Below are 13,418 nucleotides of genomic sequence, written 5' to 3' on the forward strand. Positions count from 1 at the left end.
ACATAAAAGAAATTGTTCCCAAATATCATCTAGCATCTTTATTCAGTCCTTTCATACGAATGAATTATGAAAGTTTCATTGCAAAAGAAAATTGGGATATGATATTCTATTTCTAACGGATTTTTAAAGGAGAAAGTTATATGTTTGTGCAAAGACAAGGTATTATCATTTATTTACAGTCATTAAAGCAAGCAAAAATGTTACGTAAATTTGGAAATATTCACTTTGTTTCTAAGCGTTTGAAATATGTTGTCTTATACTGCAATATGGATGATATTGAACGAACAATAGAGAGATTGAAGAAATTTCATTTTGTAAAAAGAATCGAATTATCATATAAACCTTTTATCAAAACTGAGTATGAAAATGCGAAGCCAGATCATGCGAAAGAAAAGGAATATGATTATCAAGTAGATTAAAAACGATTGAATGGTAAGCTTAATTTAGGAAATTACTTCTAAATTAAATACCGTTCAATCGTTTTTTAATGAATTTGAATCATTTTACTTCATTGGTGGAATAAAATGATTAAGTCTTAAAATGCCAATTAAATATTGTTGATATAATTCTATTGCATGGAAGGAACTTGAATGCCTAATATGTAATGTAATAATTTCTTTATTTAATTTTACAGCTAGATCTTCAAATAGTTCTTCTCTTTTCGAAATTGAATTCTCTTTTATCGTAATACCTTCTCTGCAATAATATATTGGTTGAAATTCGCCAATAGAAGTAGGTGCTTAAAATAACTGCGAACGTACAGCATTTTTGATTATTTTTATCTGATGTTAACTTAAGTAAAAATTTTACTCGATCTTTCTGAGATTTAGCTAATTCAAATAATTCATATAAATCGGAGTAACCTTCTCCAATTTCAATCATGCGTTGGATCATGATGAATCCCCCTTAAATATCTGTATTACATTGGATATGCATCACTTATTTTACAGGAATCAGACATAAAAAAAAACCCCGCATTCGCAGGGCCCCTCTTATTAAAGTGTAATCACTTAAAAGAAGGCAAAGGGAGAGGAGAAACCGGAGGAAGAACTTATGGGGAAACGTAAGTCTTCTCCGCGGTTGGCAACAACATCAACTGAGATGTTGTTAAAAATAGTTATAACCAATGAGAATGATTTTATACATTGGAAGAAGAATATGGAAAGAATTGTTTTTGTTTGTAGAAATTTATGATAGGATATTTTGAGAATTGAAAAATATAGTAGGTGTTAATAATGAGAGTAGTTTCAGGTAAATGTAAAGGTTTGAGTTTAAAAGCCGTTCAAGGTACAAGTACACGACCAACAACAGATAAAGTAAAAGAAGCGATGTTTAATATAATTGGCCCTTATTTTGAAGGCGGCACTGTTCTTGATTTATTTGGTGGCAGCGGTGGACTCTCGATAGAGGCTTTAAGTAGAGGGATGGATAAAGCAATCATTGTAGACCGAGAAATGAAAGCAATCAAGACGATTAAAGATAATTTAGAGACATGTAAACTTTCATCGGCTGCAGAGGTTTATCGAAATGATGCAGAGCGAGCAGTCAAAGCAATCATTAAAAGAGAAATGCAATTTGATTTAATCATATTAGATCCCCCTTATAAAAAGCAGCAAATTGTTTCATTGATTGAAACATTTGACGAAAAAGAATTGTTATCTAATGATGGTACAATTCTAGTAGAACATGCGACTGATGTAGAATTACCAGAAAATATCGGTCATTTTGTCAGAACAAAAGCAGAAAAATATGGAATTTGTGGTGTTTCTGTGTATCATAAAATTAAGGGAGAAATATAAGGGGGTACAACATGAAACGTATTGCAGTGTGTCCTGGTAGCTTTGATCCAATCACATTAGGGCATCTTGATATTATTAAACGTGGGGCTAGGGTGTTTGATGAAGTAATTGTTGTCGTATTAAATAATTCAGCAAAAAATTCGCTGTTTTCATTAGAAGAACGAACAACATTAATATCTGAAGCGACTAAATCCATAACGAATGTAAAGGTAGATTCATTTAGTGGCTTATTAATGGATTACGCTAAATCTATTAACGCTTCTGCCATTTTAAGAGGACTAAGAGCAGTTTCAGATTTTGAATATGAAATGCAGATTACTGCAATGAATAAAAAATTAGTAGATGAAATTGATACTTTTTTTGTCATGACGAATAATCAATATTCCTTCTTAAGTTCTTCAATTGTAAAAGAAGTTGCTAAATATGGCGGAAATGTAAAAGATTTAGTTCCTGAATGTGTCAATATTGCATTAGAAAATAAATTTAAGAAACCTCAAGTTTAATTAAAACTGAGGTTTCTTTTTTTGTATATATATTCGATATATGATGAGGAGCACATAAATATATAAAGCAGTCAATGTAATGATTGGACCAATCACAAAAATTGAATCTATATGAAAATGTTGTTCTGTAAAGTTATTTATTACTGTGATTGTTTTGTGATTCGACCAGCTCGCCAAGCGATCAACATATAATGGTTTCCAGAGTATTACAGCAAGTATAGGGGCAATAACAGATTGTAGTAAACGACCAATCATATATGGCTTCATACTCATTTTTACTTCCGAAATAATACTTGCAACTTGTGCTTGAATCGAGAAACCACCAAAGCCTAATATAAAGCTTGTTAGAGCAACTTGTTGTAATAATGTACTATTCGCAACATCACTCACTAATTTTGATCCTAACGTGATTTCAAATAATCCAGAAACAAAAGGGGTGGATAGGTCTTGATGGATACTTGACTTTGAAATGAAAAAAGAAATGATTTTTCCGACTTGGGTTATGAAACCAACTTCAATCAAAAGCATGTTCAAAACGGAAAATACGATAATAAATCCACCAATCATGAGTAAAGTTTGGATAGAAGAGGCGATCGCATCTCCTAAAATCTTACCGATTGGTCTTTTTTCTTTCATTCTTTTTTCATGTAGTACTGTAAAAGCGTGTTTAATTCGATTTGAAGGGGTTTTTTCACGTCTAGAATAGTTGGGTTGGTTTTTGCCATAAAACCTCATTAACAGGCCAACAAGAGCGTTTGATAGGTAATGACTAGCAGCCAGAACAATTCCTATGTTTACATTATGAAAAAATCCAACTGATACTGCGACGAAAATAAATAATGGATTAGAAGAGTTCGTAAATGAATTTAGTCTTTCAGCTTCTAATTTTGTTAACTCTCCATCTTTGTATAATTTAGCAGAAAGCTTCGCTCCGGATGGAAAACCTGAAGCCATTCCCATCGCCCACACAAAAGCTCCAACTCCTGGAACTCTAAATAATGGCCTCATGACAGGTTCTAAAAATACACCGATAAATTGTACGATTCCAAAACAGATTAATAGCTCACTTAAAATAAAAAAGGGTAATAAAGAGGGAAAGACGATTCCCCACCACATTTCTAAACCTCGAGTTGATCCTTTAAATGCAACATCAGGGTAGATGATAATGGTTGCGGTTAGCGTAACTAGAATGATAAAAATAATGAACGTAATAAAATGATTTTTTTTCACGAACAAACCTCCAACAAATGATTGGAACAAAATTTGATTCATCTTATATTGTCGTAAATTGAATGAATAGAAAATATGTTATTAATATATGGATCCAAAATAAAACTTGTACTATTCAATATACGTTAAATGAGCTCGATTTTAGACCAATTTAGTTTATATGGAGGGGAATAAATTGAATCCGAAAATTGGTATAGCACTAGGGTCAGGTGGTGCAAGAGGTTTTGCACATATTGGTGTAATATCCGTATTAAAAAAGCATAATATCCCCATAGATTATATTGCCGGAAGTAGTATGGGTGCACTTGTAGCAGTCTTGTACGGGGCAGGTTCTAATATAGAAAGACTCTATAAAATTGCGAAAGTCTTTAAATCAAAGTACTATATTGATTATGTTGTACCTAAAATGGGATTAATCTCCGGAAATCGGGCAAAAGAATTAATTAGAGCATTATCATACGGTAGAAAAATTGAAGATTTAGATTTACCAATTGCTGTCATCGCAACTGACTTGTTAACTGGAGAAAAAATTATCTTTAGAGAAGGAGATATTGCCACTGCTGTAAGAGGGAGTATTTCTATTCCAGGTATTTTTGTTCCAGAACCATGGAATGGCAGACTTTTAGTTGATGGCGGTGTGATTGATCGAATTCCTGTATCAGTTGTGAAGGAAATGGGAGCGGAGTTTATTATTGGTGTTGATGTATCACCAATAAAAGTAAGTGGTGAGGTATCAACAATTTATGATGTCATTATGCAAAGTATTGAAATAATGCAGCACGAACTTGTTAGAAACAGAGAAACTGTTTCAAATGTTATGATTCGACCAAATCTAGATCATTTTAATTCAAGGAACTTTACTGACTTAGAAAATATTATTCAAACCGGAGAAGAAGAAACAGAAAAAATGATACCAGAAATCATCCATCAGATTGAACAGTGGAAGGAGAAATATAGTGGAGAAAAGGATCAAGATACTTAATGTATTATTAGTACTAGGGATTGTCATGATACTATTAGTTTTTATCCCACTACCATATTATGTGACTAAACCTGGATTAGCGGAACCATTAGGCCCATATGTAAATGTTGAAGGGGCAAAAAAAGATGACGGGGATTTTATGTTAACGACTGTCTCAATGAGTAAGGCAAATATTTATTCCTATATCGGTACGTATACAAATTCTGTTCATCATCTTTACAAAGAAACAGAAATCTTAAGTGAAGGTGAAAGTAATGATGATTATCAATTTCGTCAATTACGATATATGGAAGAATCAAAACAAGCAGCAATCGTAAATGCATACAAAGAAGCTGGCAAATCTTATTCAATTAACAAAACTGGGGTTGTGATCATTTCGGTATTAAAAGATATGCCAGCTTCTAAAGTGTTAAAGTTGGGAGATATCGTGACAAAAGTGGGAGAAAAGGAGATTCATTCAGTAAATGATTTTACGAAAACAATCTCATCATCACCTGCGGGGACGACCTTTCAGCTTTCTATTATTCGTAATGGAAAAAATAAAAAAGTTAGTATTTCATCTAAACAATTTAAGGATGAACCGAAAAGATTTGGCATTGGCGTTTCAATAGTAGAAAATATTAAGCTAAGTACCAATCCAAAAGTTGAAATTGACTCTGAGGAAATTGGTGGACCTTCAGCGGGGCTAATGTTTGCTTTAGAAATATATGATCAATTGAGTGAAGAAAACTTAGCAAAAGGACATGAAATTGCTGGTACGGGTACGCTAGATACAGAGGGAGTAGTAGGCCCGATTGGTGGTATATCTCAAAAAATCATTGCTGCGTCAAAAGCAGGGGCGGAAATCTTTTTTGCACCAAATGAAAACGGGAAAAGAAATTCAAATTATAAAGAGGCTGTAAAAACAGCTAAAGAGCATAATGTAAAAATGAAAATTGTTCCAGTGAACACATATGCAGACGCAATAGAATACTTGAAAAATTTAAAGTCTAGTTCATAACAAAAAAACTGTTTTTGAATTCATCAAACAAATCGTTGTTTGGTTAGAATGTCATAAACAGTTTTTTTATTTATATCAATACTATTTATTCCCTACTAAATTGGCTCGAATTTTCATCATAAATAAATGGGTAAAGTGAGTATTCAGTACGAATTAATTTTTGTTGATTTTGTATTGAAAGAATAGAAGCATACGCATGGGTAGACTTTAAGTCTGTACTTAAAGCATTTTGGTTTTCTTGATTGATGGTTGTATAAATTGGCAGGTCTATTTGTTTTTTATTTACATTCAAATAAGCTTTACCTTTTTGTGACATTCCTAATAGACGAATATACGGAACTCGATCAGTTTCCAAAATAGCTTTCATTTCTTCTTTTGAGGTATTCGTTAATAAATGAGTTAATAATCTTTGGATACGAGTCCATGTATATCTTTTTGTTTTGATTGAAGTCATTAAGTCCTCAAAGCTTGAACATTTTAAAATCGCATCGACTACTCTTCTTTCTAATCCCTCAACCGCTTCATAAATCAGGGATAAGTCTTCAAGCTTCGTTGTCATTAATCGATATTTTAAAAATGGAAGATAATCATTCCATGAATGTAAGATTTCGTTTTCGTTTATATATGTTTCAATTGCGTTTTTCGTGTAGGTTGGAACAAAGTTTGAAATTGAATCATCCTCTTGTTTCAGTATTTTACGAATTGCAGTGGCACTTGCTATACTTTGGTGGCTAGCTTCTTGGTCATGATAATTTGCAGCAATCCGTTTAATCGTTGTGCCCTGCATCTTACTTGAAAAGTGTTCGATCGATTCCAAGTAATGGATACCTAAAATATTGTTTGGTAAGGAGACATCTAGTTTAGAGGTTTCCAAATTTGTTTGTAGTGCAGTACTGTACGCTGAAGGGTAACTCATTCCTTTATCAAGTAATGAGCGGATGCTCGTATTGATCGAACTGGTAAGCTGTTTCTTTTGATTAATTAATTCATAAAATGATTCAATTTTACCTTCTTCACTGCCAAAACAAACAGTATCACAATTCAAGGAATCTAAGATTGAAATAGCACCTTTTGCAAAAAGAGTTGCATGCTGGGTAGAGTAACTATAAGGGAGCTCAATGACAAGATCTGCTCCAGCTTGTAATGCAAGTTTTGCTCTGACATGCTTTGGAACCACAGCCGGTTCGCCTCTTTGTAAAAATTGACCACTCATCACCGCAATAACAACATCGGCATTTGTTGACTGTTTTGACTGTGATAAATGGTAGACATGTCCATTATGAAGCGGATTATATTCGACAATCACGCCAACAGATTTCATGAAAAACACCTCCAATATTTACAAAATATGAGAAATTATACATATAGAATAACAGTATCAAGAAATAATTCGCAACTTAAGGTGAATTGTATTGTAATTTTTTGTTGAAAATAATATATTAGATAAGTTACATATTTTCCTATATCAGAATGATTTATATGGGAAGACTAGCTTATTGTCTACAATTCGTAGTGGATAGTTCCAGGCGTTTTCCCCCCTCGAGGTCATAAGCCAATTTACAGCAAAGGTTAAAGAACAACCTTTACTAAAAAATCGTCTTATGCTTGTCGGGGCAGAGCGAACGCTTTCCGCTTTTCATAGTGTCTAGCTCCTCAAGCTAGCTCTTCGGCAAAATTCCAATTACTTTTGAAGTGGAAAAACCACCACTTCTTCAATTAATCGGAGATTTTTCCTTCAGAGCTGGGCGAGCTTGTTCCGCTTTTCGTAGTGTAAAGAAAAAATATTGACAAATGATTATAGGGATTATATAATTTTCATTGTTGCCTTGAGGTGGTTATTTATGAAATGGTCAGTGCACCAATTACAAAAATTAAGACATAAAGGTTTAAATTTAGATGAGACAATTGATGTAAGTCAATTGAAGGAACGTAATAAGGAAATTCGCGAAGTTTCGCCTATTAAAGTGACTGGACGAGTTGATTTTGGAACGAACCGATATACGTTTCATTTAACAATAACTGGATATTTAATTTTACCTTGTGTAAGAACATTAGTTGATGTAAAATATCCTTTGTCGATTACCACAACAGAAACGTTTTTTACAACATCTGAATGGAAAAGTGAAGATGAGAATTTTCACATCCTAGAGGGTGATGTGTTAGACTTAACTCCTGTGATTGAAGAGATTATCTTAGCTGAAATACCTTTGCAAGTTTTTGCTGAGGATACTGAAGGCAAAGAGACAGCTCCGACATCTGGTACAGATTGGGAAGTTAGGGAACACGTTGAAAAAGAGCAAAAAATTGACCCTCGACTTGCTGGATTAGCAAAATTTTTTGACAAAAAAGATAATTGAGAAGTACCGGATTACCGGCTTCATAACTAAAACTCACTTTAAGGAGGTGGGATCAATGGCAGTACCTGCAAGAAGAACGTCCAAAACTGTAAAAAGAAAGCGTCGTACGCATTTTAAATTAGCGGTACCTGGAATGGTTGAATGCCCAAACTGTAGTGAATTAACATTAGCACACCGCGTATGTAAATCATGCGGACACTACAAAGGAAAACAAGTACTTAGCAAATAAGCTAGTCATTTAAAGCACATAGGAAACTATGTGCTTTTTCCTTTTGTCCTTAAATTCCGAAATCCACATATATTACCTCTCTTGCGACGTACGCCATCACATTCTGTTTCCATTTAAAGATTCAATCTCTTACCTTCATCTTTTTATACTACTTACCGTATGTAAAACGTATAGTGTACTAGTGAGAATAATCGGTAATTAGAGAGAGGGATGTAATTGTCTGAAGTTATTACATATCAACGAGATAAAATAGATTATATCTTTTTGAATAGACCAAATAGTGGGAATTGCATAGACGAAACGATGGTCGATAAACTATTAGAAATCATTTACGACATTCATTATAAATCAGATAGTAAGTTAGTTATATTAACCGGTGAAGGATTAAAATATTTTTGTACTGGTGGTGACTTGAAGACAATTCTAAAATTTAAAGATGATTGTAAGGGGTTAGAAACATATTGTTTAAAAATGTGTGAAGTGATCTATCGAATAGCAATGTTACCTCAGATTACGATTTGTTATATTAATGGTTTTGCGTTAGGTGGTGGTTGTGAGTTGGCAAGTGCATTTGATTTTCGCTTTGCTAACCATAATGCAAAAATAGGCTTTATTCAAGGTCAGATGGGAATCCCTACTTCGTGGGGAGGTGGTACCATATTACGAGAGAAAATGAATCATCAAGAATGGATTACTCTTTTATCTTCCTCTAACATATATACTGCATATCAAGCGAAAAAACTTGGATTTATCCATGAGTTATGTAAGGATTTTATATCGTTACATAATGAAAGCTTTATCAGCTTAGCTAGAAGTATTCCAACGCATATACATCATCAAAATAAAAAAATAGTTACTAGAAAATGGGTTCAGGAAAGATTAAAAACTCGTATGGAGGAAGAAGTTATATCAGCACTTCCATTATGGTTCTCAGAAGAACATTTAAAAAATATTGAACAATTTACAAAAAAATTGGAAAAGTAATCTTCTACCTTTATATTTTATTGCATATGAATTATAGTAAAATCTGCTTATTGCATAAGAAATTGGAGGGGATTGCAAATGGTTGCAAATCGCCAGGATGCATGGACAAAAGAGGAGGATAACTACTTAGCTGAAGTAGTTTTAAAATCGATAAATGAAGGGTCAACTCAATTAACTGCTTTTAAAATTGTAGCTGGAAATTTATCGAGAACCGCAGCTGCATGTGGCTATCGTTGGAATTCATTCGTCCGAAAATTTTATAAGGAAGAAATTGAAAATGCAAAAGTAAATAGCAAAAAACAAGCGACAAATAAAAATGAATTAAATGATGAAGTGCCAAAACCGCAAACTGAAATAGAATTACCTGAAGTAGTTTCAAGTGAAAGCGATCAAGAAGTATCTTTTGAAGCTGTGTTTCAATTTTTAGAAACTGTAAAGGAAAAAGTAGAGTCGCTTCCAGTTAGAGAAATTCAATCCCTCGAAAAGAAGTTATTAATTTCAAAACAAGAAAATGATCAATTAAAAGTTGAAAAACAACAATTGCTTGAAAAAGTAAAAGAGCTAGAGAGTGAGTATGAAAATTTATTTGAGTTTATTGACCAAAAACGAAAATTTGTAAATATTTCAGGTGGAACGCCTGATAAAAAGGTAAGATCTAAAAAAGAATAAAAAAACTCAACATCTCTTCATTGAGGTGTTGAGTTTTTTTTTATGATTATTTAGGTTGCCAAATGACAAACTCTGAATCAGATTCAGTGAAACCTTGTTTCTTCCAAAATTCATTTGAATTTGCTCTTGGAATCGTTTTGATTGGTTTGTTAAATGATTTAGCAAATGCGACTAATTCTTTTCCGTAACCATTTTTTTGATAATAAGGAAGTACTTCCATTTTGTTAATTTCGATTATTTCTTCGTTTTCGTTTTTATGCGTGTACAAGCTCATACGAGCAATAAGAGCTTTGCCTAAATAAATACCATAAAATGGTGATTGGAACTCATTATCGATTAAGTTTGATTCAAGATCTTCCAACATAGAAAGTTCTTGTAATCCGTAACCAGAAAATTGCTGAAATTGTTCAAGTGTTTTAAAATTTATTTGTAAGCGTTCGATCTTGTTGCTCAAATGTTGCTCCCCCTTAAATTGAATGTAAATTTTTAATATTTGAAATATAATTATATTATATCGTACTATACATTTTAAAAAAAGATAGATTACATGGAAATTTATTTTGGTTAAACTAAAATTCCATTAGAATACTTAAATTGAATGGAGAAAAAAATGAAAATTGGAATTATAGGTGGCGGTGCAATTGGACTGCTTGTAGCATCGTATTTTCATCAGCAAAAACATGAAATTATGTTATATACAAGAACGGATGAACAGGCGAAAATAATCAATGAATCAGGTATCTTACTATCATTAAATGAAAATATTTCTCAAATGTGTATAAACACCAAAAAATTATCTTCACATATTGATCCTTGTGACATTCTGATTATTTGTGTAAAGCAATATCATTTAGAAAAAATCAAATCAATCATAAATAATTTTAAAGGCGATACAATTTTATTCTTGCAAAATGGTATGTCGCATATTGAATATGTAAAAAAATTATCAATAAACAATTGTTTTGTCGGAATTGTCGAACACGGTGCATTAAAAATGTCAATGAATGAGATCAAGCATACAGGTCTAGGGACGATTAAAATTGGTCAGATAAAAGGGAACCAAGAAGCTCTTGAAAAACTGTTAACATTACACACGGAAGGATTTTCACTACAATTTGAGAATAATTGGTTGTACATACTACATCAGAAATGTCTTGTAAATTGTACGATAAATCCCTTAACTGCAATATTAAACATAAGAAATGGTGAATTGATTACCAATGATTATTTTAAACAAATTAGTAAGTTATTATTTAATGAAGTTGCAAGCGTTTTACAATTGAATAAAGAAGTAGAATGGCAGAAGGTAATTAAAATCTGTGAAAAAACATCTATGAATTACTCATCAATGAATCGAGATCTTTACTTTGGCAGAGAGACTGAGATTGAAAGCATGCTTGGCTATGTAAAGAATCTTGCAATTCAAAAAAAAATAAATGTCCCAACGATCGAACTTGTGTACAATGTAATTAAAGGACTTGAGAAGAAAAAGGGGTAATTCTTATTGGGAAAATTTTTCATTTTCTTCATATCATTTTTAATTGAATTTCCAATCGTTTCAACAATCTTTATCTATATGTTTCTAAAACTTTTTTTAAAGCATAATAAGCGTAAACTTTTGCTTTTTACTTTAGATTTAACTACAATTCTATATATTAGTTCTTTTTATTTTATGTTAAACATGTTTTTTCCAACTGCGACCGGTTGGATTTTGATTAATCTATTATTAATTATCTTATTTATAAGTATTATTCTTCAATGGAAAGCAAAAAGAGATATTCGATTTTTTAAGCTTATAAAAGGTTTTTGGAGGATTTCCTTTATTTTGTTTTTTATCCTTCATTGTATTACCTTGTTAACAGGTCTGACTTTGAGCATATCTGAATATACTGCTTAATTGGAGAACGAGAGAGGAAGTTCTTAATGCAAATTAGTAAAGTCCATTTAGCGGGTCAAAATAAATTGTTGAATGATTTTTTAAATGGAAAAGAGTCGATTTCTTCTTTCTTTGGTGCAAATCCGTTAAAAAAAGAAGAAATGGAATTCAGAATTAAAAATGTAATGAACCGATCATATAATCGTCAAGGTCTAGTAGATGCATTAGAGCTTTTCCATCAAAAACATCATGCTAGTATTGAATCACAGGAAAATATGAAAAAATTGCGAAATGAAGATACGTTTGTTGTAATTGGTGGTCAACAGGCTGGATTGTTAACCGGACCTTTATACACAATACATAAAATAATTTCAATCATTCAATTAGCTAAAAAATACGAAGATGAATTGAATATTTCGGTTGTGCCTGTTTTTTGGATAGCAGGAGAAGATCACGATATTGATGAGATAAATCATATCCATACAATTGATGATCATGAAGTCAAAAAACAAACCTACTATAGTAAAGATACTCATTCTTTCTCAGCTACAAAGACAGAGCTAGATCAAAAGGAAATGAAGAATTGGATTCAAAAGATCGTAAAGACATTTGAAGAAACGAATTATACAAATGATCTTTTACAGGAATTAAACAAGACTCTTGAGGAGTCTGTTACTTTTGTTGATTTCTTTGCAAAGCTATTATTTAAACTGTTTGCAAAAGAAGGTTTAGTTTTAATTGATGCAGATGATCCGAACATAAGAGCTTTAGAAGGTTTAATGTTCGAAGAAATGGTTTCAAAACAAGATATCGTTAGAAGTGTACTAAAAGATACGAAAAGTAAATTAGTTAAATCTGGATACCAAGAAACACTTCAAATTTCTGAACAGAGTATTCATATTTTTTACCATAGTAATGAAGGTAGACAGTTGTTAGAAGTAGGAGAAAGTGAAGGGGTTATTCAGACTAAGAACAAAAGCTATCAATTTACGAAGGATGAGCTCCTAAGCTTAGCTATTGAACAACCTACCTTACTGAGCAATAATGTTGTGACACGTTCAATTATGCAGGAATATTTATTTCCTACACTTGCGTTTGTTGGTGGACCTGGTGAAATCGCATATTGGGCTGAGTTAAAAGATATTTTTGAAGTATTTAATCTAGAGATGCCTCCTGTCTTTTTAAGGCATATGTTTACAATCTACGAACGAAATATTGTATCCGCTATGGAAGACTTTTCACTAGGGATTGATGAATCACTTCAAATATCTCTTGAGGAGAAGAAAAATTCATGGGTAAAATCACAGATCAGTGTTGACTATAAAGATGTCTTCGATCAAAGTAGAAAAGCATTGTTGCAATTACATGAACCTCTACAAGAAGTAACAAGTGTGGTCGCACCGAACTTAAATGACTTTTCTAAAAAGAATTATTTGAAAATAGAAGAACAAATATTACTTTTAGAAAGAAAAATTGAAGAATCAATCCTAAAACGACATGAGGAACAAATTGCAAAATGGAATAGAATTATTCATTCTATTTCGCCAAATGGGAGGCCACAAGAACGAGTACTTAATATTTATTATTATATAAATAAATATGGTCCAGACTTTGTTCACCAACTATGTGATTTAACGTTATCCTGGGATTATGCTCATCAAGTCGTCGAACTTTAAATAGAAAATAATTCGATCCTGCTATGTAAATAGCAGGATTTTTCGTTTTTTTAAAGAATTTCATAGAAAAGGTGGTAAGAAGTGGGGGAATGTGGTAAGTTTGTGTTAGAAAG

The 13,418-nt window shown here is 32.2% G+C and carries 16 protein-coding genes and 1 pseudogene; 13 read left to right on the top strand and 4 right to left on the bottom strand.

Annotated features, from left to right (window positions below; genetic code table 11):
* Window positions 1-140 precede the first annotated feature (140 nt).
* On the top strand, window positions 141-419 hold the full coding sequence (locus ABID96_RS06565) for a YlbG family protein (RefSeq protein ID WP_088000211.1): 279 nt from the start codon (window positions 141-143) through the stop codon (window positions 417-419).
* Between the two features lie 84 nt (window positions 420-503).
* On the opposite strand, the pseudogene ABID96_RS06570 reads toward ABID96_RS06565, so the two are convergent.
* Window positions 504-894 (bottom strand): annotated as a pseudogene (locus ABID96_RS06570) (DUF7147 family protein).
* 159 nt (window positions 895-1,053) lie between these two features.
* Here ABID96_RS06570 and ABID96_RS06575 point away from each other — a divergent pair.
* The 3 genes from ABID96_RS06575 to coaD are packed head-to-tail and all read left to right on the top strand — an operon-like array spanning window position 1,054 to window position 2,302.
* A complete protein-coding gene (locus tag ABID96_RS06575; protein ID WP_192601334.1) occupies window positions 1,054-1,194 on the top strand; it encodes a hypothetical protein in 141 nt (46 codons plus the stop codon).
* A gap of 41 nt (window positions 1,195-1,235) precedes the next feature.
* Window positions 1,236-1,799 carry a 16S rRNA (guanine(966)-N(2))-methyltransferase RsmD gene (gene rsmD / locus ABID96_RS06580; protein WP_192601335.1) on the top strand — a complete coding sequence of 188 codons (564 nt, stop codon included), beginning with the start codon at window positions 1,236-1,238 and terminating at the stop codon, window positions 1,797-1,799.
* 11 nt (window positions 1,800-1,810) lie between these two features.
* A complete protein-coding gene (gene coaD / locus ABID96_RS06585; protein WP_192601336.1) occupies window positions 1,811-2,302 on the top strand; it encodes a pantetheine-phosphate adenylyltransferase in 492 nt (163 codons plus the stop codon).
* Here the strand turns inward: coaD and ylbJ are convergent, their stop codons facing one another.
* Entirely contained in the window at window positions 2,303-3,574 is a 1,272-nt protein-coding gene (ylbJ, locus tag ABID96_RS06590) for a sporulation integral membrane protein YlbJ (RefSeq protein ID WP_192601337.1), read from the bottom strand.
* A 133-nt stretch (window positions 3,575-3,707) separates the two neighbouring features.
* Here ylbJ and ABID96_RS06595 point away from each other — a divergent pair, with 133 nt between their 5' ends.
* Together ABID96_RS06595 and ABID96_RS06600 are read left to right on the top strand one after the other, a co-directional pair.
* The gene (locus tag ABID96_RS06595) at window positions 3,708-4,514 is read left to right on the top strand and encodes a patatin-like phospholipase family protein (RefSeq protein ID WP_483300649.1); all 807 of its coding nucleotides are present in this window, start codon (window positions 3,708-3,710) and stop codon (window positions 4,512-4,514) included.
* Window positions 4,489-5,514 (top strand): SepM family pheromone-processing serine protease, encoded by a 1,026-nt coding sequence (locus ABID96_RS06600; RefSeq protein WP_192601339.1) that lies wholly within the window; start codon window positions 4,489-4,491, stop codon window positions 5,512-5,514. Before ABID96_RS06595 ends, ABID96_RS06600 begins: the two co-directional genes overlap by 26 nt.
* A gap of 85 nt (window positions 5,515-5,599) precedes the next feature.
* Here ABID96_RS06600 and ABID96_RS06605 read toward each other — a convergent pair whose 3' ends face one another.
* Window positions 5,600-6,835 (bottom strand): nucleotidyltransferase, encoded by a 1,236-nt coding sequence (locus tag ABID96_RS06605; protein ID WP_192601340.1) that lies wholly within the window; start codon window positions 6,833-6,835, stop codon window positions 5,600-5,602.
* A gap of 520 nt (window positions 6,836-7,355) precedes the next feature.
* Here ABID96_RS06605 and ABID96_RS06610 point away from each other — a divergent pair.
* The 4 genes from ABID96_RS06610 to ABID96_RS06625 all read left to right on the top strand — a co-directional run bounded on the left by ABID96_RS06610 (window position 7,356) and on the right by ABID96_RS06625 (window position 9,753).
* The gene (locus ABID96_RS06610) at window positions 7,356-7,871 is read left to right on the top strand and encodes a YceD family protein (protein WP_088000224.1); all 516 of its coding nucleotides are present in this window, start codon (window positions 7,356-7,358) and stop codon (window positions 7,869-7,871) included.
* Window positions 7,872-7,926: 55 nt separating this feature from the next.
* A complete protein-coding gene (gene rpmF, locus ABID96_RS06615; RefSeq protein ID WP_025672195.1) occupies window positions 7,927-8,100 on the top strand; it encodes a 50S ribosomal protein L32 in 174 nt (57 codons plus the stop codon).
* Window positions 8,101-8,316: 216 nt separating this feature from the next.
* A complete protein-coding gene (locus ABID96_RS06620; protein ID WP_192601341.1) occupies window positions 8,317-9,084 on the top strand; it encodes an enoyl-CoA hydratase/isomerase family protein in 768 nt (255 codons plus the stop codon).
* Window positions 9,085-9,162: 78 nt separating this feature from the next.
* Window positions 9,163-9,753, top strand: a complete 591-nt coding sequence (locus ABID96_RS06625) for an RsfA family transcriptional regulator (RefSeq protein ID WP_192601342.1) — start codon at window positions 9,163-9,165, stop codon at window positions 9,751-9,753.
* A 46-nt stretch (window positions 9,754-9,799) separates the two neighbouring features.
* On the opposite strand, the gene ABID96_RS06630 is transcribed toward ABID96_RS06625, so the two are convergent.
* On the bottom strand, window positions 9,800-10,207 hold the full coding sequence (locus tag ABID96_RS06630) for a GNAT family N-acetyltransferase (RefSeq protein WP_377896764.1): 408 nt from the start codon (window positions 10,205-10,207) through the stop codon (window positions 9,800-9,802).
* A gap of 156 nt (window positions 10,208-10,363) precedes the next feature.
* Here ABID96_RS06630 and ABID96_RS06635 point away from each other — a divergent pair, with 156 nt between their 5' ends.
* Genes ABID96_RS06635 through bshC form a run of 3 tightly spaced genes read left to right on the top strand, consistent with a single transcriptional unit; the run spans window position 10,364 to window position 13,305 of the window.
* Window positions 10,364-11,251 carry a 2-dehydropantoate 2-reductase gene (locus tag ABID96_RS06635; RefSeq protein ID WP_192601343.1) on the top strand — a complete coding sequence of 296 codons (888 nt, stop codon included), beginning with the start codon at window positions 10,364-10,366 and terminating at the stop codon, window positions 11,249-11,251.
* Window positions 11,252-11,257: 6 nt separating this feature from the next.
* On the top strand, window positions 11,258-11,650 hold the full coding sequence (locus ABID96_RS06640) for a DUF3397 family protein (protein ID WP_192601344.1): 393 nt from the start codon (window positions 11,258-11,260) through the stop codon (window positions 11,648-11,650).
* A 26-nt stretch (window positions 11,651-11,676) separates the two neighbouring features.
* Complete coding sequence (gene bshC, locus ABID96_RS06645) at window positions 11,677-13,305, top strand: bacillithiol biosynthesis cysteine-adding enzyme BshC (RefSeq protein WP_192601345.1); 1,629 nt, start codon at window positions 11,677-11,679, stop codon at window positions 13,303-13,305.
* Window positions 13,306-13,418 lie beyond the last annotated feature (113 nt).

Source organism: Gottfriedia sp. OAE603, from assembly GCF_040543965.1.
Lineage (GTDB): Bacteria > Bacillota > Bacilli > Bacillales > Bacillaceae_G > Gottfriedia > Gottfriedia solisilvae.